Below are 18,780 nucleotides of genomic sequence, written 5' to 3'. Positions count from 1 at the left end.
TCTAGCCTGCCGGTTTGTCATCAGGGTGATCGAATTCATCCGCAGGCACAGGGGCGCGGCGAATACTTGGGTCACAGGCCACCATGGCCGTTTCGCTGTCACGGATGATCAGGCCACCGCGCGCGCGGCAGTCTTCAAAGGTCATACGCCCGCCAATAACCATGAATTCGCGCATCCCCCCGCCGCCGCCACTGCTGGTCATGCCGCCGCCCTCGCAAGCGGCCAAGGCGATCACACTGCCCAAAATCAACCGTTTCATCGTTAAAACTCCTCTAGTCGGCTCAAATCATATCCGTTGAATTGCAAAACATCACGCGCCGCTTCCAGACGGTCAGTGCGGATGTCGGGGGTGCGGTTCAAAATCCAGCCCGACCGCCCGTTGGGGGCACCGACAACGGCGGTGCGGTAATCCTCATCCGTCCAAAGCACCCAGTAATCGGCGGCGACGAAAGGCACCGAGGGGAAGCGCACCTTCAACCGGCCCGGCCCGACAATTTCCGCCGTGCCTTCTATGCGTGCAGTCTCCTGGCCAGCCGCGTCGCGGCAGATGTTGAGAACGGAGAGCAAGCCATCGTCGCGCAAACCGTATTCCGCAGTTACGCCGACACAGCCCGCCTGAAATGGCACAGGATAGCGTGACACCTCATACCAGACGCCCAAATACCGCTCCGGCTCAAAAACCGCTTTCGATGCAATCGGCACATCAGTGTCGCGGTAGACCGAAAAGAAACCACCACTGCCCTGCGTGCTGCACCCCGCCAAAAGCAGGATGACGGCCAAAACCCTCATCGCGCAACCGGTGCGCGTTTGGTCAGGCCCAGTTTGGCGCGCACCTCGGCGGGGCCGATCACCTTTGCGCCAAGGTTTTCAATGATCCCGGCCGCGCGTTCGACCAGTTGGGCATTGGTGGCCAAAACGCCGCGATCGAGCATCAGATTGTCTTCCAGCCCGACCCGCACATTTCCGCCTGCAAGAACCGAGGCCGCCACGTAAGGCATCTGGCTGCGGCCAAGGCCAAAAGCGGAAAATGTCCAGTCATCTGGCACGTTATTGACCATCGCCATGAAGGTGTTGAGATCATCCGGCGCGCCCCACGGCACCCCCATGCAAAGCTGCACCAAGGCGGGGCTGTCGAGCACACCATCTTTGACCAACTGCTTGGCGTACCAAAGATGGCCCGTGTCAAAGGCCTCGATTTCGGGCTTTACCCCCAGTTCGGTCATCATCCGCCCCATGGCAATCAACATGCCGGGGGTGTTGGTCATGACGTAATCGGCTTCGGCAAAATTCATCGTGCCGCAATCGAGCGTGCAAATCTCGGGCAGGCATTCGGCCACATGGGCGACACGCTCGGTCGCACCCACCATATCCGTGCCCGCAATCGTCGGCAGCGGGGTCTCGACCCCGCCAAAGACCATATCCCCGCCCATGCCGGCGGTCAGGTTCAGGACAACATCGACCTCCGCCTCGCGAATGCGGTCGGTTACCTCGCGGTAAAGCGCAAGATCGCGCGACGGCGTGCCGGTCTCAGGATCACGCACATGGCAATGCACCACCGCGGCACCCGCCTTGGCCGCATCAATCGCACTTTCGGCAATCTGGCGGGGCGAGCGCGGCACATGGGGGCTGCGATCCTGGGTCGATCCAGAGCCTGTGACAGCGCAGGTGATAAACACCTCTTTGTTCATTTGCAGCGGCATATGCGGTCTCCTTTGGGTGTTTGCGTGACATTTGCCCATATCAGAGCACCGCACAAGGCAGAATTCCCGACGACAGGGGTGCCACTCTGCCGATCAATCTGTGCAACGGATGTCTGCGTAAGGTGGATTGAAATCCACCTTACCTAATAGGGCATCGGGTGTTCCTTATGCACCGCGTCAATCGCGGCAATCACCTCATCCGAGAGAACCACATCCTTGCCGTCAAGAATTTGCTGCAACTGCGCCGAGGTCGTCGCCCCGAAAATCGCTGAGACCGCAAAGGGCCGCGTGCGCTGCCACGCCATCGCCATTTGCACCGGATCGAGCCCGTGTTTCGCCGCCAGATCAAGATAGGCCTGTGCGGCTGGCCACAACCGTTCGGTCACGCGCCCACCCAGATCACCGTTGATCGACAAACGGCTTCCTCCCGGCACAGCGCCATTCTGGTATTTGCCGGTTAGCACACCGCAGGCGAGCGGAGAGAACGACAACAACGTCACATCCTCATTCACGGCCATCTCGGCCATGTCGGTATCATAGAGGCGGCACAGCAGCGAATATTCGTTCTGGACAGAGGCCATGCGCGGCAGTCCCGCAGCCTCGGCCTGATCGATCCACTTGGTCATCCCCCAGGCGCTTTCGTTCGACATGCCGATGCTGCGGATTTTGCCCGCTTTCACCATATCGCCCAGCGCCTCAAGTACATCCATCATATGGTCCATCGTCTGCTGGCGGTTCTGGCCCGACGGATCATAGGTCCAGTTCTGGCGGAACATGTAAGAGCCCCTCATCGGCCAGTGCATCTGGTAAAGATCAATCACATCCGTCTGCAGCCGCTTAAGCGATGTATCCACCGCCTCGCGGATCACAGCCCCATCGTAACCGCGCCCTTCGCGCACCCAACCGGGGTTATTGCCCGACACTTTGGTCGCCACCACAATCTCGTTGCGGCGCCCGGTCTTGGCGATCCAGTTACCGATGATCTGTTCTGACAGGCCGACGGTTTCGGCGCGGATCGGGTTCACAGGATACATCTCAGCTGTATCGAGAAAGTTGATACCGGCATCCAGTGCCATGTCGATCTGCTTGTGCGCGTCATCTTCCGGTGTCTGGTTGCCATAGGTCATGGTGCCCAGACACCATTCGCTGACCATAATATCGGTGCGGCCAAGGGGGAGTTGTTTCATGACTGTTCGCCTTGTTCTTGGTTTCGCGCCGCACCCTATAGCCCCGACCGACAAGAGCAAGGGTAGAAGCATAGACACTTCCCTCATTCTTTTTCATACTCCAAGCATGTTCAAACGAGACGCACCTGAGGACGTACACAGCAGGCTGAACCGCGAAATGTGGAGGATGCGTCTTGGGGGCTGGAAGGGCCTGCTGGGAACAGCAGTGATCATGCTGGTTGTATCCTATGTTTTCATACGGATTCCGGTTGCCACCACGTTCAAGATTGCAGAAGTGACCGGCACAATGGCGCATATGACCGAGGATCACCCACGGTTGCAAATAGGCATAATAATTGACGGGCAACACAGATCTGCAACCACGCGCGCCATGTTGCTTCATCCTGCAAAAGCAGAGATCGTGTGTATCAGAGAAACGACCTACTGGCCTTTGGGTCAGGTAACGTTGAGCCTGACTGATGATCATTTCTGCGAATAAGCAAACGCGACATAGACTGTCGATTATGGCCTAGCCCCGCGGGGGCCGCACCGTCATAGGTCAATCCATGCGGATGTTTATCTCCTTTGCGGCCTTGTTTTTTTCGGTAGTGCTTTTGCAACTGTCTTCGGGCGGCGTGGGTCCGCTGGATGCACTGACGGGGATCGAACTTGGCTTTTCGCAAGCGGAGGTCGGCTTCCTCGGGTCGGCACATTTTCTGGGGTTTTTCATCGGCTGCTGGTGGGCACCGCGCCTGATGGGCAGCGTGGGGCACAGCCGCGCCTTTGCCACCTTCACCGCGATGGGCGCGATCGGGCTAGCGGCCCATGTGATCGTCGCCGACCCTTATTTCTGGGCTCTCTTCCGCGTCGGATCAGGCATTTGCGTCGCGGGCTGCTATACGATCATCGAGGCGTGGTTGCAGGCCAAGGTCAACAACGAAACCCGCGGCCGCGCGATTGCGAGCTACCGTGTGGCCGATACGGGGGCGTCCTTTGTGGCGCAGTTCATGATCGGCGCGCTGGCCGATGTCGAGACCTATATCGCCTACAACATCCTGACGATCCTGTGCTGTGCATCCTTGCTACCCTTGGCGCTGACACGGCTCGAACAGCCTGAAACGTCCAGAGCGACGCGCTTACGCCCGGCCCTTGCTTGGGCCTGTTCCCCACTAGGCGTGGCCGCCGTCTTGGTTGCGGCCCTGTCCAGCGCGTCCTTCCGGATGGTCGGGCCTTTGTACGGGCAAGAAGTCGGATTGAACCCAAATCAGATAGGTTCATTTCTGGCGGCTTTCGTCGCAGGTGGTGCAATTGCGCAATATCCTGTGGGCTGGATGGCCGATAAGTTTGATCGCCGCTGGGTGATGATCTGGCTCTCGGTCGCCGCCGTGATTGCCTGCGCATTTACCGTCACCACATCGGGCCAAGGCACCACCATTATCATGACCGCAGCCTTTCTCTTCGGCCTGACGACCTTTCCGATCTATTCGGTAGCCACCGCACACGCCCATGACTTTGCCACAGCGGATCAGAGGGTCGAGCTTTCCGCGGCGCTGATGTTCTTTTATGCCGTGGGCGCCATTGCCGCGCCCTATACGACGTCAGTCCTGATCGGGCTTTATGGGCCGGGTGCGCTCTTTTACTTTATTTCCGCCGGACATATTCTGTTGATCATCTTCGGTCTGGCCCGGATGCGCGTGCGCCGCATCCCGAAGCAACGCACACCCTATATCTACGCGCCGCGCACGACGTTCAGCATAGGGCGGCTTTTGGGGCGCAACCGCGACCGCTAGGCGCAGAACGTCTGGCACTTGGCCGCATCGCCCGCTACATAGGCGCAAACGCTGAAGGACACATCGCATGGCCCGCCATCTGATCACATCTGCCATTCCCTATATCAACGGGATCAAACACCTTGGAAACCTTGTCGGCAGCCAACTGCCCGCCGACCTTTACGCCCGCTACCTGCGCCAGCGCGGGCATGAGGTGCTGTTTCTCTGTGCCACCGATGAACACGGCACGCCTGCCGAACTGGCGGCGGCCAAAGCGGGCAAGCCGGTTGCCGAATATTGCGCCGAGATGCATGACGTGCAGGCAAAGATCGCGGAAGGGTTCCGTTTGTCCTTTGACCACTTCGGCCGCTCCTCCAGCCCGCAGAACCACAAGCTGACGCAGGCCTTTGCCACCCGTCTGGCAGAGGTCGGCCTGATCAAGGAAGTGACAGAAGAGCAGGTCTATTCCGTGGCCGACGGGCGGTTCCTGCCGGATCGCTATATCGAGGGCACCTGCCCCAACTGCGGTTTTGAAAGCGCACGGGGCGACCAATGCGACAACTGCACAAAGCAGCTGGACCCGACCGATCTGATCAACGCCCATTCCACCATTTCGGGGTCAACCGAGCTGGAAGTGCGGGAAACAAAGCATCTCTACCTGCGACAGTCCGAACTGAAAGACGATCTGGCCGCATGGATCGAGAGCAAAAAAGACTGGCCGATCCTGACGACCTCCATTGCCAAAAAGTGGCTCAATGATGGTGACGGCTTGCAGGACCGCGGCATCACCCGTGACCTTGACTGGGGTATCCCTGTGATGAAGGGCGACGACGTCTGGCCCGGCATGGAAGGCAAGGTTTTCTACGTCTGGTTCGACGCGCCCATCGAATACATCGCCTGCGCGCAGGAATGGGAAGATGCAGGCAAAGGCACCGACTGGGCGCGCTGGTGGCGCACCGACAAGGGTGCCGATGACGTGACCTACACCCAGTTCATGGGCAAGGATAACGTGCCGTTCCATACCCTTTCCTTCCCCGCCACGATCATGGGGACCAAAGAGCCTTGGAAACTGGTCGATTACATCAAGTCGTTCAACTATCTGAACTACGATGGCGGCCAGTTCAGCACCTCGCGCGGGCGCGGCGTGTTCATGGATCAAGCGCTAGAGCTTTTGCCGTCAGACTATTGGCGTTGGTGGCTTTTATCTCACGCGCCTGAATCCTCGGACGCCGAATTTACCTGGGAAAACTTCCAGACGGACGTGAACAAGGACCTTGCCGACGTCTTGGGCAACTTTGTAAGCCGTATCACTAAGTTTTGCCGGTCAAAGTTCAGTGAAGCGGTTCCCGAAGGCGGCACCTATGGCCCCGCCGAAGAGCAACTTATCGCAGACCTCACCACGCGTATCCGCGCCTATGAGGGGCACATGGACGCGATGGAAGTCCGTAAATCTGCGGCGGAGTTGCGGGCGGTCTGGGTGCTGGGCAATGAATATCTGCAAGCCAACGCGCCATGGACAACCTTCAAAACCGATCCCGAAACGGCCGCCATGCAGGTCCGCCTCGCGCTGAACCTGATCCGGATTTACGCGGTGCTGTCAGCGGCGTTCATCCCCGACGCATCCAAGACCATGATCGACGCGATGCAAACGGATGATGACAGCTGGCCCACAGACGTTGCCGCCGCCTTACAGGCGCTGCCTGCTGGCCACGCCTTCACTGTCCCCGAAAACCTTTTCCGCAAGATCACGGATGAGGAACGCGAGGAATGGGCGGCGCGTTTTGCAGGCACACGCGACGCAGGAGAATAAGCCATGATCATCGGCCACATTGGCGCACGCGCCGGCAGCAAGGGCGTTCCGAACAAGAACTTTCGCATGTTGCACGGCAAGCCCCTGCTGGACTGGTCGCTCGATCAACTGCTGGCAAGCGACCGCGTGGATCATGTGGTCGTCTCGACGGATAGCGTGGAAATGTATGAGCACAGCCTGAAACGCGGCTGTCTCGACATCGGTCTGCGCCCCGCATATCTGGCCACGGATACGGCAGGCAAATGGGATGTGTGGAAACACGCGCTGGGTGAGGTCGAAAAACAGACCGGCCCCGCATCCGCGTTCCTTGACCTTGACTGCACCTCGCCCTTGCGGCCCGACAGTGCGATCCCCGAGGCGCTGGATTTGTTTTTCGCCGAAACACCCGATATGGTCATGTCCTGCTGCGAGGCGCGCAAGAACCCGTACTTCAACCTCGTCGAACCCGATGAGACCGGCGCGCTGCACGTCAGCAAACCCCTGCCCGGCGGTGTCGTCGCGCGCCAACAGGCCCCTGCGGTCTACGAACACGCGGCCTCGACCTATGTCGTCGCGCCCGATTACCTGCGCCGCGCATCAAGCCTCTTTGAAGGACGCGTGATCCCCTACATGATGGCCCCCGAAATCTGTGTCGATATCGACAGCCCCTTTGATTTCCGGCTGGTCGATTTCCTGATGGGCGAACAATTGAAGGACCACAACGATGCATGATCAACTCAAAGACAAGACCATCTTCATCACCGGTTCCGGTGGCGTCCTGGGCAGCACCTATGTCCGCCGGATGCTGGCGGCCGGTGCGCGCGTTGTGGCATCGGACCTGAAAGGGCACCGTGCCGATGCATTGGTCGAAAGCCACGGCCAGAACCCGAACTTCCGCTTCTACGATCTAGATGTGGGCCAAGAGGACGAGGTTGTCGAAATCTTCCAGCGCATCATGGGTGACGGCTGGGAGCCCAATGTCGTGTTGAACAACGCCGCCATCACCGGTGAATTGCTGATGGGTGCGGGCAAAGCCTTTCCCGATTTCGCCAACACCAGTGTCGAGGACTGGGACAAAACACTGCGCACCAATATGACTGGTGCCTTTATGATCGCCCGCCAGATGGACCGCGATATCGTGGGGCGCTATCCTGCGACCCTGATCAACGTGGCGTCCATGTATGCGCTGAACGGGCCGCACCACCAGATTTACGAGGACATGCCGTTCAAATCCTTCTCGGCCTATTCCGCGACCAAAGCGGGTATCCACGGCCTCACCCTTTGGCTTGCGGGCTATTGGGCAAAACGCAACGCGACCGTGAATACCATCGCTCCCGGTGCCGTGTTCAACGGCCATTCTGACGAATTCCAGCGCCGTGTGGGCGAGTTGATCATGGCAGGCCGCATGGCGGCACCGGACGAGATCGCCGATGCGATGCTGTTTTTGTGTTCCTCGCAGTCGGGCTATATGACCGGCCAGTTGGTCAACGTCGATGGCGGCTTCAGCGGATGGTAGCAGATACATTTCTGGTCATCGGTGCGGGATCAATCGGGCAACGCCACGCCCGTAATCTTGCCGCCTTGGGCCAGAAGGTTGACCTGATCCCCTACCGTGAATTTGATGCCGATGCCGTGGCCCGACGCACCGATATCGCAGGCGTCATCATCGCCACGGCGACCCCGATCCGGCTATCGCTGATCCAGCTTTGTGCCGCGCAAGACTGGCCCTTCTACGTCGAAAAACCCCTCGGCTGGACAAAAAACCAGATTGCCGACATCTATGCGGCAGCCGCGCCTGTCGCGGACCGTTCAATCGTCGGCTTCATGATGCGCTATCACCCTGCCGTGCGCGCGCTGGCAGCGCTCGATCTGTCAGACATCTACAGTTTCGCTTTCGAGATCGGCCATGATGTGCAGCAATGGCGCGAAAACTGGTCTTTCGCGCAAAGCTATGCGTCCGATCCGGCAGGTGGCGGTGTTCTTCTGGACCTGTGCCATGAACTGGATATCGCGCATTGCCTGTTTCCCAAGGCCACGGTGAGCGGCGCCGCAAGCCTCGACCATCCCGATTTTGCAAAGGTCGATTTCGCCACGCGCATCAGCCTCGCCGCCCCTTTGGGCACGGTCGCGATGGACTACCTCTCACCGGTCAGTCTGCGCAAAGGCCAATTGCGCGGCACCGATCAGGTCATTGATCTGGACCTGCTGGCTCCTTCATACACACGCGACACAGGTGCCGGTCCGCAAACGACAGCATTCGATTTTGATCGCAACGATATGTTTCTGGGCCTGATGGCCGATTTCATCGCCAGCGCCACCGGACAGCCGCCGTCGGATAATCCGCTGATGCCACGCCTGAGTGCTGTGCGTGAGAGTTGCGATCTGATTGCCGAAGCCTGGCAGGCACGCCAATTTCACGGACAGGTTGACGTGGCGTTCTAACGCCAGCCTTGCCAGAATTTCAATGTGGCCTGCTTTTGCGCGAAACTCTCGGTCAAGGCATCGCGGTCATATTCGGTTCTGATCCATTCCTCGATCGCGATCGGCTCTTGCGCATTGCGCGCCGCGTAGACATCGAAGAAGTGATCCAGAATGCCGGTCGCCGTCTTGCGGATATGCAAATACCGGAAGCTGAGTTGTCTACGCGCTTGGGCGACAGATTGGCCATCATGGACCATCAGATAAAGCGCCGCGACAAGGCCGGTCCGGTCGGCCCCTGATTTACAGTGCATCAGGAACGGACGCTTCATATCTTCAAAAGCGGCGATGACATCCAAAAGACGCTCACGGCTCGGGGCCGCGCGCGCCGACATATGCACCGTCACCAGTTCGAGCCCGAGGCGTTCGCAACTCTCTACCTCGAAAAGATAATGCGGCTGTTTCGCGACACCACGCAGGTTCAGAACCGTTTTGATCCCCATGGCGGCATAGGCCTCGAACCGTTTGTGATCGGGATGGTTCGAACGGTACACACCTTCACTCACCTGCTCGAAGTTATGCCAGAAGGTCCGCAAAATACCATGATCCAGCCAGCGGACGTGCCAATAGGACTTCTTTCGCTCGTCCGGGTCAGTAATGTCATGGCCGAATGACTTGCGCAGATCGCGCTCTTTTTGGTCCAAGGCTTTGAATATCTTGCGGATCATAGGCGGCCCAGTTGCGGTTCTGCGATGTCACTTGGACCATGGCCAGCCATATTGCAATGGGCACGCACCAATTGCCCCGCAAGGTGAAACCCCATAAACACGCCTTAACAACTCAGGCAGGAGACCACGCCATGGACATTGCAGGCCGCAAGATCGGACCCGAACATCCCCCCCTTGTGATTGCCGAGATCGGCATCAACCACGGTGGTGATCTGGCCGTCGCCAAGGAAATGGTGCGCCTTGCAGCCGGTGCAGGCTGCGAGATGGTCAAGCACCAGACCCACATCATTGAAGACGAAATGACCGAAGAGGCCAAGCAAATCTTCCCCCCGAATGCCGATGTGTCGATCTGGGAGGTGATGGAGGCCTGCGCGCTGTCACTCGAAGAGGAAGCCGAACTCAAGCGCTATACCGAAAGCCTTGGGATGATCTGGATTTCCACCCCCTTTTCGCGGGCGGCGGCGGATTTCCTGAACGATCTTGATGTGCCCGCCTTCAAGATCGGATCGGGCGAGGCAGATAACCTGCCGCTGATCCGCCATATCGCCCGCATGGGCAAACCGGTGATCATGTCGACCGGCATGCAAAGCATCGAAAGCATCCGCGCCTCGGTGGCGATACTGGATAATGCGGGGATCGAATATGCGCTCTTGGAATGCACGAACCTCTACCCCTCACCGCCGGAAATCGTCTCGCTTCAGGGTGTGACCGACTTGCGCGAGGCCTTTCCAAAGGCCGTCGTCGGTTTCTCGGATCATTCCATCGGTCCGGATATGGCTTTGGCATCGGTTGCTTTGGGGGCCTGTATTCTGGAACGGCACTACACCGATACGCGCTATCGTAAGGGCCCCGATATCATCAACTCGATGGACCCCGCCGAACTGCGCTATCTGATCGACCGGTCGCGCGAAATCCACACCGCGCTGCATAACCCCAAACAGCGCACCAGCGCCGAGGAAGACGTGTACCGCTTCGCGCGCGCCTCTGTCGTCGCCGACCGTGATCTGCCCGCAGGCCATGTGATCACCGAAGCCGATATCTGGGCCCGCCGCCCCGGTTCAGGCGAAATTGCGGGGTATGATTTCGACAAGGTCGTGGGAAAAACGCTCACCCGTGCGGTGAAGCGCAACACGCAGTTGAAGTGGACCGATCTGGATGGCTGAGACGCGGGGGCAGATTTTTGATCTGTCATCGATCAGAATTCCCGACAGCTTTCCAGAGCGACGCGGATTGCCGCAGGGGGTGCAAGTAGCCGATGAAGCACAGCTCATAGGCTATGATGATACGACGCTGATTTATGACTGCTTTTACAGTCATGACAGAAGAACACTCGTCGCCTACCTGCCGAAAATGCTCAACTTTGCACCAATACTAGAGAGCGCAGCATTCCGGATTGATGGTCGCCGCGAAACGCCCAAAATCACGAGGACCCGGCTTTTTGACCGTCTGACATTTCCTGCAGCGACTGTACCGCAGTGCCTTGAAATACAATTGGGTGACACGACGCTGTCGTGCCAAGTTGCATCGGAAATGTCAGAGCTTTTTGCTGGACAGAACTGCCTGTATTCGATCCAGAAGGATCAGGAACTGACGTGGATACGCGATTGGGCGGAGTTTCACGTGCAAGAACAGGGTGCCACAGCGGTCTTGCTATGCGACAATGCAAGCACCCGCTACCGACCTTCGGATGTGTTGAATACGCTCGGTCGTGTCACCGGGCTTAAGACCATCGCCGTTGTAAACGTTCCGTTCTCATGGGGACCGGCCAAGGGGATATCAAAGCGGCATGGGCGCACAAAGTTCCTGCAAGTCGCAATGATGAATGCAATGCGTGATCGCTTTTTGCGCAAAGCCCGTGCTGTCCTGAACTGCGACGTAGATGAACTCTTCTTCCGCAGAGGGCTTGCAAACTGTTTTGATCAGGCAGCTGGTCCCATCGGTTTTGTGGCCATGAACGGCGCATGGCGTTTTGCCGCGTCAACCGGCCAGCCGGTGCGCCATGCTGACCACTGGATGGAATCCCCAAACCCACCTTCATGTGCGCCAAAGTATTGTGCTGCACCTGCTCATGGATTGGGTCGTCTGACTTGGGGAATTCATGGATTAGAGCCGATCAGCCGTCGGCTTGTACCCGTTTCCAAGAAGTTTCAGATGATTCACTGCCGGAATATTTCAAACTCGTGGAAGGTCGACCGGACAAGCAGCGGCACAACCGACTTGACCGCAGACGAAGGGCTTCGCCGGAAACTTCACACGATTTTCACGGCACAATCGTAATCCTACCCTCTTCCGCCCAGCGGCGAACAATCACTGCTTCTTTGGCGTAGTTGTGCGGCGTCTTATAGCCCTCCGGGTTATAGTAGGTGGCTGTTGCCCCGAAGTCGAACCCGTAAAGGGTGATCGTATCAGCCGCGTTCAATCTGACCAGCCAACTGATTGCCATGAACCCTGATGAGGGCCGCCGCCCGATCATTTGCCGGTCCGCGAACCAGTAGCGAAACGGATAAAAGAGGGTCCTGCCGACGTTCCGCGCCTCCCAGAAATGATAATGGCGCATTTTGGGGATCAGCATCAAAAGCACATCCGGCGAAAACTGCGCGATGGTTTCTGCCTCGCTCAACTCGGGCGTCAATCCGACGAAATCAGTGCGACTGCCTTGCGCAGCAGCATTCACGACAAAACCCTTGTTCAAACGCAGCACCAGATCATTGCGATCAATTTCAACGCCATAGGACTTGGCAAGTAAGCTTTGCGCATTGCCCACAATGGCCACTCTCTTGCCAGCAATACTGCTGCGCATCTTTGCGTTATTGGCGCGGGTCAGTTTCAGGAACCAACCACGCGGGGCCTGCACAAGATACCTGCGCGCAAAGCGCCTGAGTTTCGTTTCCATCGGCAACCTTCACAGACTGTTCGTATTCGGCTCTGCTCAACAGCAATAGCAAACTCGTCGCGGAAGTCACACAAACCATGCCACGACGCAAGAAATGATCCACATTGTCACAGGATGACATGAGCGATGCAGCAGCATCTTGCATCCCTCAAAATGAGAACATAACATGAACATATGTCCCGCCTTGATCTCTCACAAAAGCTTGCGATTCTCAGTGATGCCGCCCGCTATGACGCCTCTTGTGCATCCAGCGGCACCACGCGCCGTGATAGCCGCGATGGCAAGGGGCTCGGCTCCACCGAAGGCTCCGGCATCTGTCATGCCTACGCCCCCGACGGGCGCTGCATCAGTTTGCTGAAAATCCTGATGACGAATTTCTGCATCTATGATTGCGCCTATTGCGTCAATCGGGTGTCATCCAACGTCCAGCGGGCGCGGTTTTCGCCTGACGAGGTGGTGCAACTGACCATCGAATTCTATCGCCGCAATTATATTGAAGGGCTGTTTTTGTCCTCGGGGATCATCCAGTCGCCCGACAAGACGATGGAGGACATGCTGCGCATCGCCAAACGCCTGCGCGAGGTCGAGAATTTTCGCGGCTATATCCACCTGAAAACCATTCCCGATGCCGCCCCCGAACTGATCGAAGAGGCAGGGCTATACGCCGACCGTCTGTCAATCAACGTCGAATTGCCCACGGACCAAAGCGTCAAAGCCTATGCGCCCGAGAAAAACCCCGCGACGATCCGCAAGGCGATGGGCGATGTGAAATCGCGCAAGGATGTGGCAAGCGAGCGCAGCTATACCGGCAAACGTGGCAAACGCTTTGTACCTGCGGGCCAATCGACCCAGATGATCGTGGGCGCAGATGGGTCCACCGATGCCACGATCCTTGGGAATTCGACGCGGCTATACGGCGATTACAAGCTCAAGCGCGTTTACTATTCGGCCTTTTCGCCGATCCCGGATGCAACTGCCAAGCTGCCGCTGATCAAGCCGCCCCTTGCGCGCGAACACCGGCTTTATCAGGCCGATTGGCTCTTGCGGTTTTACGGCTTTGGGGTGGATGAAATCACCGCCGCGCGCCCCGATGGCAATCTTGATCTGGATATTGATCCCAAGCTGGCTTGGGCCCTACAAAACCGCGCGCTGTTTCCGGTGAATGTGAACCGCGCCAGCAAAGAAATGCTGCTGCGAGTGCCGGGTTTTGGCACCCGCACTGTGGGCCGGATCTTGTCTACGCGACGGCACCGCAGCCTGCGCTATGATGATCTGTTACGGATGGGGGCGTCGTTGAAGAAAGCACAGGCCTTTATAACAGCCCATGATTGGACACCGGGCGGTCTGACCGACAGTGCCAATTTGCGCGCCCGTTTCGCCCCGCCCCCCGAACAGTTGAGCCTTTTTTGATGTATACCGTTCCCCTGCCCCGCATCGGCACAGATATTGCATGGCGCGACGCCGCCAAACGCCTGATTGGCGCGGGCGTGTCGCCCGAGGATATCCTGTGGGATTTCGACAATGAAATGGGTGAGCTATTCACCATCGACACGCCCTTGCCGCCCGTGACACGGCGGATCAAGGCCCCGCAAAGCTTTGTCGAGATGGCCAACTGGGTTGTCTGGCACAAAGACCCGCAGCGTTTCGCGCGTCTCTATGCGATGCTTTGGCGGCTGCGCCATCAGCCGGGCCTGATGCAGGACCGCGCCGATGCAGACTTGGCCAAATTGCGCCAGATGGAAAAGGGCGTGCATCGCTGCAAGCACAAGATGAAGGCGTTCGTGCGGTTCCGCGACCTGCGCCAAGGGGGCGACAGACGCAGTTTTGCCGCATGGTTCGAACCCACCCACCATACGGTGGAACCGACAGCCCCGTTTTTCGCACGCCGCTTTGCCGATATGGACTGGATGATCGCCACACCCGATGTGACCGCGCAATTCATCGACGGCAACCTGACCTTTCACCCCGGCCAGCCAAAACCCGACCTGCCCGAGGACGCGACAGAGGCGCTCTGGGGCACCTATTTCTGCAATATCTTCAATCCTGCACGCCTGAAGGTCAGCGCGATGACTTCGGAAATGCCGAAAAAATACTGGAAAAATCTGCCCGAAGCGCAGCATATCCACGACCTGATCGCAGGGGCCGAAGCGAAAGTGCAGCAAATGCGCGATGCCGCCCCCACCTTGCGACCCGAACGGGTGGCCAAGATCAAACGGCAATTGCGCGGCGGGGATTAGGTGTTGAACAAGAAGTGCATCACATCGCCGTCCTTGACGATATAGGCCTTGCCTTCTGCACGCATCTTGCCCGCTTCTTTCGCTGGCTGTTCACCACCCAACGTCACAAAATCATCATAGGCGATGGTTTCGGCACGGATAAACCCGCGTTCAAAGTCGCCATGGATCACACCGGCGGCTTGCGGGGCCGAGGTGCCTTCCTTGATTGTCCATGCGCGGGCCTCTTTCGGGCCGACGGTAAAATATGTTTGCAGATGCAAGAGTTCATAGCCGGCACGGATCAATCGATCCAACCCTGCTTCCTCAAGCCCCATTTCCTCTAGGAACATAGCGGCTTCTTCAGCCTCAAGTTGGCTGATCTCTTCCTCGATACGGGCCGAGATTACCACATGGGAATTGCCCTGTGCTGCGGCCATTTCGGCCACGCGGGCGGACTGGCTGTTGCCTTTGCCTGCGCTGTCTTCTTCGACGTTGCAGACATAAAGCACCGGCTTGGTCGTCAGCAGTTGCAGCATTTTCCATTGCTTGGCGTCATCGGGGTCCACATCAACGGTGCGGGCGGGTTTGCCGTCTTCCAACGCCGCCTGCGCCATTTCCAGCAGGCGCACCTGCTGGACCGCCTCTTTGTCACCGCCACGCACTTTGCGCACGAGGTTCTGCAAGCGCTTTTCAATGCTTTCCAGATCAGCCAGCATCAGTTCGGTCTCGATCACTTCTGCATCTTCGACAGGGTCAACGCGGCCCTCGACGTGGGTGATATCGTCGTCCTCGAAACAGCGCAGCACATGGGCGATGGCATCACACTCACGGATATTCGCCAGAAACTGGTTGCCCAGACCCTCGCCCTTGCTGGCACCTTTCACCAGACCCGCGATATCGACGAATGTCATGCGCGTCGGAATGATCTGCTTGGACGAGGCAATCGCTGCCAGCTTGTCCAGCCGCGCATCAGGCACCGCCACATCGCCGACATTGGGTTCAATCGTGCAGAACGGGAAATTGGCCGCCTGCGCCGCCGCTGTCTTGGTCAGCGCGTTAAACAAGGTCGATTTGCCCACATTCGGCAAACCCACAATACCCATCTTGAAACCCATCACGGCTCTCCTTTGAACGTTACGGCGCTTCTAGGCGGCGCGCGTCCTCTGTGCAAGCCACATGGGATCGTCACTCAGCCATTGATTTTCCGCCCCCCATCAAGCAAACCAAGCCAAGTTTGCAGACCGGGGACAAAGATGAGCAGAATCGACGCCAAATTCGCGCAGTTGCGCGCCGAGAACAAAAAAGCTTTCGTGGCTTATGTGATGGCGGGTGATCCTGACTATGACACCGGCCTTGAGGTCGTCAAAGGCCTGCCCGGCGCGGGTGTCGATATCATCGAGCTGGGCATGCCCTTTACCGATCCGATGGCCGATGGCCCTACGATCCAGCTGGCCGGCCAGCGCGCGCTTGAGGGCGGGCAGACACTTGAGAAAACGCTGCAATACGCCCGTGAACTGCGCAAGACAGACGACACAACCCCGATTGTGATGATGGGTTACTACAACCCGATCTATTCGCGCGGTGTTGATACGTTCCTGGCGGACGCCAAGGCCGCCGGCATTGACGGGCTAATTATCGTTGATCTGCCACCCGAAGAAGATGACGAACTCTGCATCCCCGCGCAAAAGATGGGGATCAACTTCATCCGTTTGGCCACCCCAACAACCGATAACAAACGCCTGCCCAAGGTGCTCGAGAATACCTCGGGCTTTGTCTACTACGTCTCTGTCACAGGCATTACCGGTGCCGCCGCCGCACAGGCCGATGAAGTCGGCCCCGAGGTTGCGCGCATTAAATCCCAGACCGATCTGCCAGTGATCGTGGGCTTTGGCATCAAAACGCCAGACGCTGCCGAAGCCATCGCCAGCATCGCGGACGGTGCCGTTGTCGGTTCTGCGATTGTTGAAAAGATCGCGGCAGGTGAAAGCGTGGCTGACGTTCTGGCCTTTGTGAAATCGCTGGCGGATGGGACCCATCGCGCCTGAGCCAGGCCTTTTGCGCAAGGACACCAAGCCATGTATGCCCCTCCCCAGTTTCTTGAGATCAATATCGACGAGATCAAGGCAATCACCCAAGCCGCTCCTCTGGCTTGCATTGTGGCCCAAACCGCTCAGGGGCTTATTGCAAACCATATCCCGTTGCTGTCCGCCCCCGATGGCGGGCTGATCGGGCATGTTGCTGCGGCCAACGACATGCACAGGCTGATCACCGAAGGACAAGAGGTCCTCACCATTTTCCGCGGCAATGACGCCTATGTCTCGCCAAACTACTACCCGTCCAAAGCGGAACATCACCGCCATGTACCGACATGGAATTATCAAGTGGTTCATGTCTATGGCACAATCAACTTTCAGTATGACGACCATGCCAAACGCGCCGCAGTCGCCCTTTTGACCCGCGACCATGAACGGCGCATCAACGGACAGCATGCGTGGAAGATGGCGGATGCGCCCAAGGACTACATGCAACAGATGCTTGACGGCATTGTCGCATTCCAGATCAATGTCCGCACAATCCTTGCCAAATCCAAGCTGAGCCAGAACCGTGATGCACGTGATTATGAGGGCACAATTTCCGGACTGAAGGCTGCGGGACATAACGCGATGGCCGCAGAAATGGAAAACCGGTCAAAGAAACCTGCATGAGCCGGAGCCTTGCAAACTATATTGCAGCAAACCCATTGTATTGGTAATAAGACTTAACCAATTCAAGGATTTTGGCATGCCTGTCATCACAACAATCGCGGACCTGAAGCGGCTGCATAAGCGCCGTACACCCAAGATGTTCTACGACTATGCCGAAAGCGGCAGTTGGACCGAACAGACGTTCCGTGAAAACACATCCGATTTCGATCAGATCAGGTTCAAGCAACGGGTCGCGGTGGATATGACCAACCGCAACACCGCCAGCCAGATGATTGGCCAGAATGTGGCGATGCCTGTGGCCCTCGCCCCCGTTGGTCTTACGGGCATGCAATGCGCTGACGGCGAGATCAAAGCCGCCCGCGCGGCCGAAAAGTTCGGCGTGCCGTTCACACTTTCCACTATGTCGATCTGTTCGATCGAAGACGTGGCCGAGAACACCACCAACCCCTTCTGGTTTCAGGTCTACACGCTCAAAGACGATGACTTTATGAAGCGCCTCTTTGACCGCGCGCGTGCCGCCAAATGTTCGGCCATTGTTATCACGCTGGACCTGCAGATTATGGGTCAACGGCACAAGGACCTGAAAAACGGTCTCTCCGCACCACCAAAATTCACCGCGGCCAGCATCGCCGATCTTGCCACGAAATGGGGCTGGGGCATCGAGATGCTGCAAACCAGGCGCCGCTTCTTTGGCAACATCGTCGGCCACGCCCAAGGGGTCACGGACCCCTCATCGCTGGCATCGTGGATTGCAGAGGCTTTTGATCACGCCCTGGACTGGGACCGGGTCGCGCAACTGATGAAGATGTGGGACGGTCCGGTGATTCTCAAAGGGATCATGGATGCTGATGATGCACGAAAAGCAGCAGAATTAGGCGCAGATGCGATCATTGTTTCCAATCACGGTGGTCGTCAATTGGATGGCGCACTGTCGTCAATCCGCGCCCTGCCCGCGATCATGGACGCCGTGGGCGACAAGGTGGAGGTCCACCTTGATAGCGGTATCCGGTCAGGACAGGACGTGCTCAAAGCCCTCGCGATGGGGGCCAAGGGCACCTACATCGGACGGGCCTTCGTGAATGGACTAGGGGCAATGGGCGAGAAAGGCGTGACCAGCGCGCTGGAGGTCATCCATAAAGAGCTTGACCTGACCATGGCGCTTTGCGGCCGGCGCGATGTGAATACGCTCGACAAGGATATCCTGCTGATCCCGCAGGGCTTTGAAGGGCAATGGCAGTAAACGCAAGCCGGCACACAGGAAATCACGCGCGGGAAGACCTTGTGTCCAACCGCGTGAAATATGCCACAATGCGTTGGAAATATTATCTATTTTCAGCATGAGGCCCACAGCCGGTTGACGCCGCAGCACTTCTTGGAAACTTTCGCGCCACGCAGG

19 protein-coding genes and 1 pseudogene are annotated in these 18,780 nt (G+C 58.0%); 13 read left to right on the top strand and 7 right to left on the bottom strand.

The features are described 5' to 3' along the window. Position 1 precedes the first annotated feature (1 nt). The 4 genes from SJY29_RS02685 to SJY29_RS02670 form a co-directional block, all read right to left on the bottom strand. On the bottom strand, positions 2–259 hold the full coding sequence (locus SJY29_RS02685; protein ID WP_400086500.1) for a hypothetical protein: 258 nt from the start codon (positions 257–259) through the stop codon (positions 2–4). Positions 260–261: 2 nt separating this feature from the next. Further along, on the bottom strand, positions 262–789 hold the full coding sequence (locus SJY29_RS02680) for a lipocalin family protein (RefSeq protein WP_400086497.1): 528 nt from the start codon (positions 787–789) through the stop codon (positions 262–264). Then, the gene (locus SJY29_RS02675) at positions 786–1,700 is read right to left on the bottom strand and encodes a 3-keto-5-aminohexanoate cleavage protein (protein WP_400086494.1); all 915 of its coding nucleotides are present in this window, start codon (positions 1,698–1,700) and stop codon (positions 786–788) included. Before SJY29_RS02675 ends, SJY29_RS02680 begins: the two co-directional genes overlap by 4 nt. A gap of 143 nt (positions 1,701–1,843) precedes the next feature. Beyond that, positions 1,844–2,887 (bottom strand): aldo/keto reductase, encoded by a 1,044-nt coding sequence (locus SJY29_RS02670; protein ID WP_400086491.1) that lies wholly within the window; start codon positions 2,885–2,887, stop codon positions 1,844–1,846. Here SJY29_RS02670 and SJY29_RS02665 point away from each other — a divergent pair. From SJY29_RS02665 to SJY29_RS02640, 6 genes are all read left to right on the top strand, one after another. Further along, positions 2,886–3,365, top strand: coding sequence for a hypothetical protein (locus SJY29_RS02665; RefSeq protein ID WP_400086488.1), 480 nt, complete (start codon positions 2,886–2,888; stop codon positions 3,363–3,365). The two genes, SJY29_RS02670 and SJY29_RS02665, sit on opposite strands and share 2 nt — an antisense overlap. 67 nt (positions 3,366–3,432) lie before the next feature. Continuing rightward, positions 3,433–4,656 (top strand): MFS transporter, encoded by a 1,224-nt coding sequence (locus tag SJY29_RS02660; protein ID WP_400086486.1) that lies wholly within the window; start codon positions 3,433–3,435, stop codon positions 4,654–4,656. Positions 4,657–4,723: 67 nt separating this feature from the next. Further along, positions 4,724–6,445, top strand: a complete 1,722-nt coding sequence (gene metG / locus SJY29_RS02655; protein WP_400086483.1) for a methionine--tRNA ligase — start codon at positions 4,724–4,726, stop codon at positions 6,443–6,445. Positions 6,446–6,448: 3 nt separating this feature from the next. Then, the gene (locus tag SJY29_RS02650; protein ID WP_400086481.1) at positions 6,449–7,156 is read left to right on the top strand and encodes an acylneuraminate cytidylyltransferase family protein; all 708 of its coding nucleotides are present in this window, start codon (positions 6,449–6,451) and stop codon (positions 7,154–7,156) included. Beyond that, a complete protein-coding gene (locus SJY29_RS02645) occupies positions 7,149–7,940 on the top strand; it encodes an SDR family oxidoreductase (protein WP_400086478.1) in 792 nt (263 codons plus the stop codon). The genes SJY29_RS02650 and SJY29_RS02645 overlap by 8 nt, the downstream gene beginning before the upstream one ends. Further along, positions 7,934–8,866, top strand: a complete 933-nt coding sequence (locus tag SJY29_RS02640) for a Gfo/Idh/MocA family protein (RefSeq protein ID WP_400086475.1) — start codon at positions 7,934–7,936, stop codon at positions 8,864–8,866. The genes SJY29_RS02645 and SJY29_RS02640 overlap by 7 nt, the downstream gene beginning before the upstream one ends. Here the strand turns inward: SJY29_RS02640 and SJY29_RS02635 are convergent. Then, a complete protein-coding gene (locus tag SJY29_RS02635; protein WP_400086472.1) occupies positions 8,863–9,570 on the bottom strand; it encodes a tyrosine-protein phosphatase in 708 nt (235 codons plus the stop codon). The two genes, SJY29_RS02640 and SJY29_RS02635, sit on opposite strands and share 4 nt — an antisense overlap. A 131-nt stretch (positions 9,571–9,701) precedes the next feature. Between SJY29_RS02635 and SJY29_RS02630 the strand changes: the two genes are divergently transcribed. Together SJY29_RS02630 and SJY29_RS02625 are read left to right on the top strand one after the other, a co-directional pair. Next, on the top strand, positions 9,702–10,733 hold the full coding sequence (locus tag SJY29_RS02630) for an N-acetylneuraminate synthase family protein (protein WP_400086469.1): 1,032 nt from the start codon (positions 9,702–9,704) through the stop codon (positions 10,731–10,733). Then, the gene (locus SJY29_RS02625) at positions 10,726–11,847 is read left to right on the top strand and encodes a hypothetical protein (protein ID WP_400086466.1); all 1,122 of its coding nucleotides are present in this window, start codon (positions 10,726–10,728) and stop codon (positions 11,845–11,847) included. Before SJY29_RS02630 ends, SJY29_RS02625 begins: the two co-directional genes overlap by 8 nt. On the opposite strand, the gene SJY29_RS02620 is transcribed toward SJY29_RS02625, so the two are convergent. After that, complete coding sequence (locus SJY29_RS02620; protein ID WP_400086463.1) at positions 11,831–12,463, bottom strand: glycosyltransferase family 29 protein; 633 nt, start codon at positions 12,461–12,463, stop codon at positions 11,831–11,833. The two genes, SJY29_RS02625 and SJY29_RS02620, sit on opposite strands and share 17 nt — an antisense overlap. A 174-nt stretch (positions 12,464–12,637) precedes the next feature. Here SJY29_RS02620 and SJY29_RS02615 point away from each other — a divergent pair, with 174 nt between their 5' ends. Continuing rightward, complete coding sequence (locus SJY29_RS02615; RefSeq protein WP_400086460.1) at positions 12,638–13,873, top strand: putative DNA modification/repair radical SAM protein; 1,236 nt, start codon at positions 12,638–12,640, stop codon at positions 13,871–13,873. After that, positions 13,873–14,685, top strand: a pseudogene (locus tag SJY29_RS02610) (TIGR03915 family putative DNA repair protein); the annotation flags it as partial. The gene SJY29_RS02615 and the pseudogene SJY29_RS02610, both read left to right, overlap by 1 nt. 11 nt (positions 14,686–14,696) lie before the next feature. Here the strand turns inward: SJY29_RS02610 and ychF are convergent. After that, entirely contained in the window at positions 14,697–15,794 is a 1,098-nt protein-coding gene (gene ychF, locus SJY29_RS02605; protein WP_400086457.1) for a redox-regulated ATPase YchF, read from the bottom strand. Between the two features lie 138 nt (positions 15,795–15,932). Here ychF and trpA point away from each other — a divergent pair, with 138 nt between their 5' ends. The 3 genes from trpA (at position 15,933) to SJY29_RS02590 (ending at position 18,624) form a co-directional block, all read left to right on the top strand. Continuing rightward, a complete protein-coding gene (gene trpA / locus SJY29_RS02600) occupies positions 15,933–16,724 on the top strand; it encodes a tryptophan synthase subunit alpha (RefSeq protein ID WP_400086454.1) in 792 nt (263 codons plus the stop codon). A 30-nt stretch (positions 16,725–16,754) separates the two neighbouring features. After that, positions 16,755–17,384, top strand: coding sequence for an FMN-binding negative transcriptional regulator (locus SJY29_RS02595; RefSeq protein ID WP_400086452.1), 630 nt, complete (start codon positions 16,755–16,757; stop codon positions 17,382–17,384). 76 nt (positions 17,385–17,460) lie between these two features. Beyond that, positions 17,461–18,624, top strand: a complete 1,164-nt coding sequence (locus tag SJY29_RS02590) for an L-lactate dehydrogenase (protein WP_400086449.1) — start codon at positions 17,461–17,463, stop codon at positions 18,622–18,624. Positions 18,625–18,780 lie beyond the last annotated feature (156 nt).

Origin of the sequence: Yoonia sp. R78084 (assembly GCF_044595625.1) — a bacterium.
Lineage (GTDB): Bacteria > Pseudomonadota > Alphaproteobacteria > Rhodobacterales > Rhodobacteraceae > Yoonia.
This window is presented reverse-complemented; position numbering and strand designations above follow the sequence as displayed.

What these genes read in the sequence shown, in the direction of transcription:
- SJY29_RS02670 (WP_400086491.1), bottom strand. Translation starts at nt 2,887, where the DNA reads ATGAAACAACTCCCCCTTGGCCGCACCGATATTATGGTCAGCGAATGG.
- SJY29_RS02665 (WP_400086488.1), top strand. Translation starts at nt 2,886, where the DNA reads ATGACTGTTCGCCTTGTTCTTGGTTTCGCGCCGCACCCTATAGCCCCG.
- SJY29_RS02645 (WP_400086478.1), top strand. Translation starts at nt 7,149, where the DNA reads ATGCATGATCAACTCAAAGACAAGACCATCTTCATCACCGGTTCCGGT.
- SJY29_RS02615 (WP_400086460.1), top strand. Translation starts at nt 12,638, where the DNA reads ATGTCCCGCCTTGATCTCTCACAAAAGCTTGCGATTCTCAGTGATGCC.
- SJY29_RS02640 (WP_400086475.1), top strand. Translation starts at nt 7,934, where the DNA reads ATGGTAGCAGATACATTTCTGGTCATCGGTGCGGGATCAATCGGGCAA.
- SJY29_RS02650 (WP_400086481.1), top strand. Translation starts at nt 6,449, where the DNA reads ATGATCATCGGCCACATTGGCGCACGCGCCGGCAGCAAGGGCGTTCCG.
- SJY29_RS02675 (WP_400086494.1), bottom strand. Translation starts at nt 1,700, where the DNA reads ATGCCGCTGCAAATGAACAAAGAGGTGTTTATCACCTGCGCTGTCACA.
- SJY29_RS02620 (WP_400086463.1), bottom strand. Translation starts at nt 12,463, where the DNA reads ATGGAAACGAAACTCAGGCGCTTTGCGCGCAGGTATCTTGTGCAGGCC.
- SJY29_RS02590 (WP_400086449.1), top strand. Translation starts at nt 17,461, where the DNA reads ATGCCTGTCATCACAACAATCGCGGACCTGAAGCGGCTGCATAAGCGC.
- SJY29_RS02595 (WP_400086452.1), top strand. Translation starts at nt 16,755, where the DNA reads ATGTATGCCCCTCCCCAGTTTCTTGAGATCAATATCGACGAGATCAAG.
- SJY29_RS02660 (WP_400086486.1), top strand. Translation starts at nt 3,433, where the DNA reads ATGCGGATGTTTATCTCCTTTGCGGCCTTGTTTTTTTCGGTAGTGCTT.
- SJY29_RS02680 (WP_400086497.1), bottom strand. Translation starts at nt 789, where the DNA reads ATGAGGGTTTTGGCCGTCATCCTGCTTTTGGCGGGGTGCAGCACGCAG.
- SJY29_RS02625 (WP_400086466.1), top strand. Translation starts at nt 10,726, where the DNA reads ATGGCTGAGACGCGGGGGCAGATTTTTGATCTGTCATCGATCAGAATT.
- ychF (WP_400086457.1), bottom strand. Translation starts at nt 15,794, where the DNA reads ATGGGTTTCAAGATGGGTATTGTGGGTTTGCCGAATGTGGGCAAATCG.
- metG (WP_400086483.1), top strand. Translation starts at nt 4,724, where the DNA reads ATGGCCCGCCATCTGATCACATCTGCCATTCCCTATATCAACGGGATC.
- SJY29_RS02635 (WP_400086472.1), bottom strand. Translation starts at nt 9,570, where the DNA reads ATGATCCGCAAGATATTCAAAGCCTTGGACCAAAAAGAGCGCGATCTG.
- SJY29_RS02685 (WP_400086500.1), bottom strand. Translation starts at nt 259, where the DNA reads ATGAAACGGTTGATTTTGGGCAGTGTGATCGCCTTGGCCGCTTGCGAG.
- SJY29_RS02630 (WP_400086469.1), top strand. Translation starts at nt 9,702, where the DNA reads ATGGACATTGCAGGCCGCAAGATCGGACCCGAACATCCCCCCCTTGTG.
- trpA (WP_400086454.1), top strand. Translation starts at nt 15,933, where the DNA reads ATGAGCAGAATCGACGCCAAATTCGCGCAGTTGCGCGCCGAGAACAAA.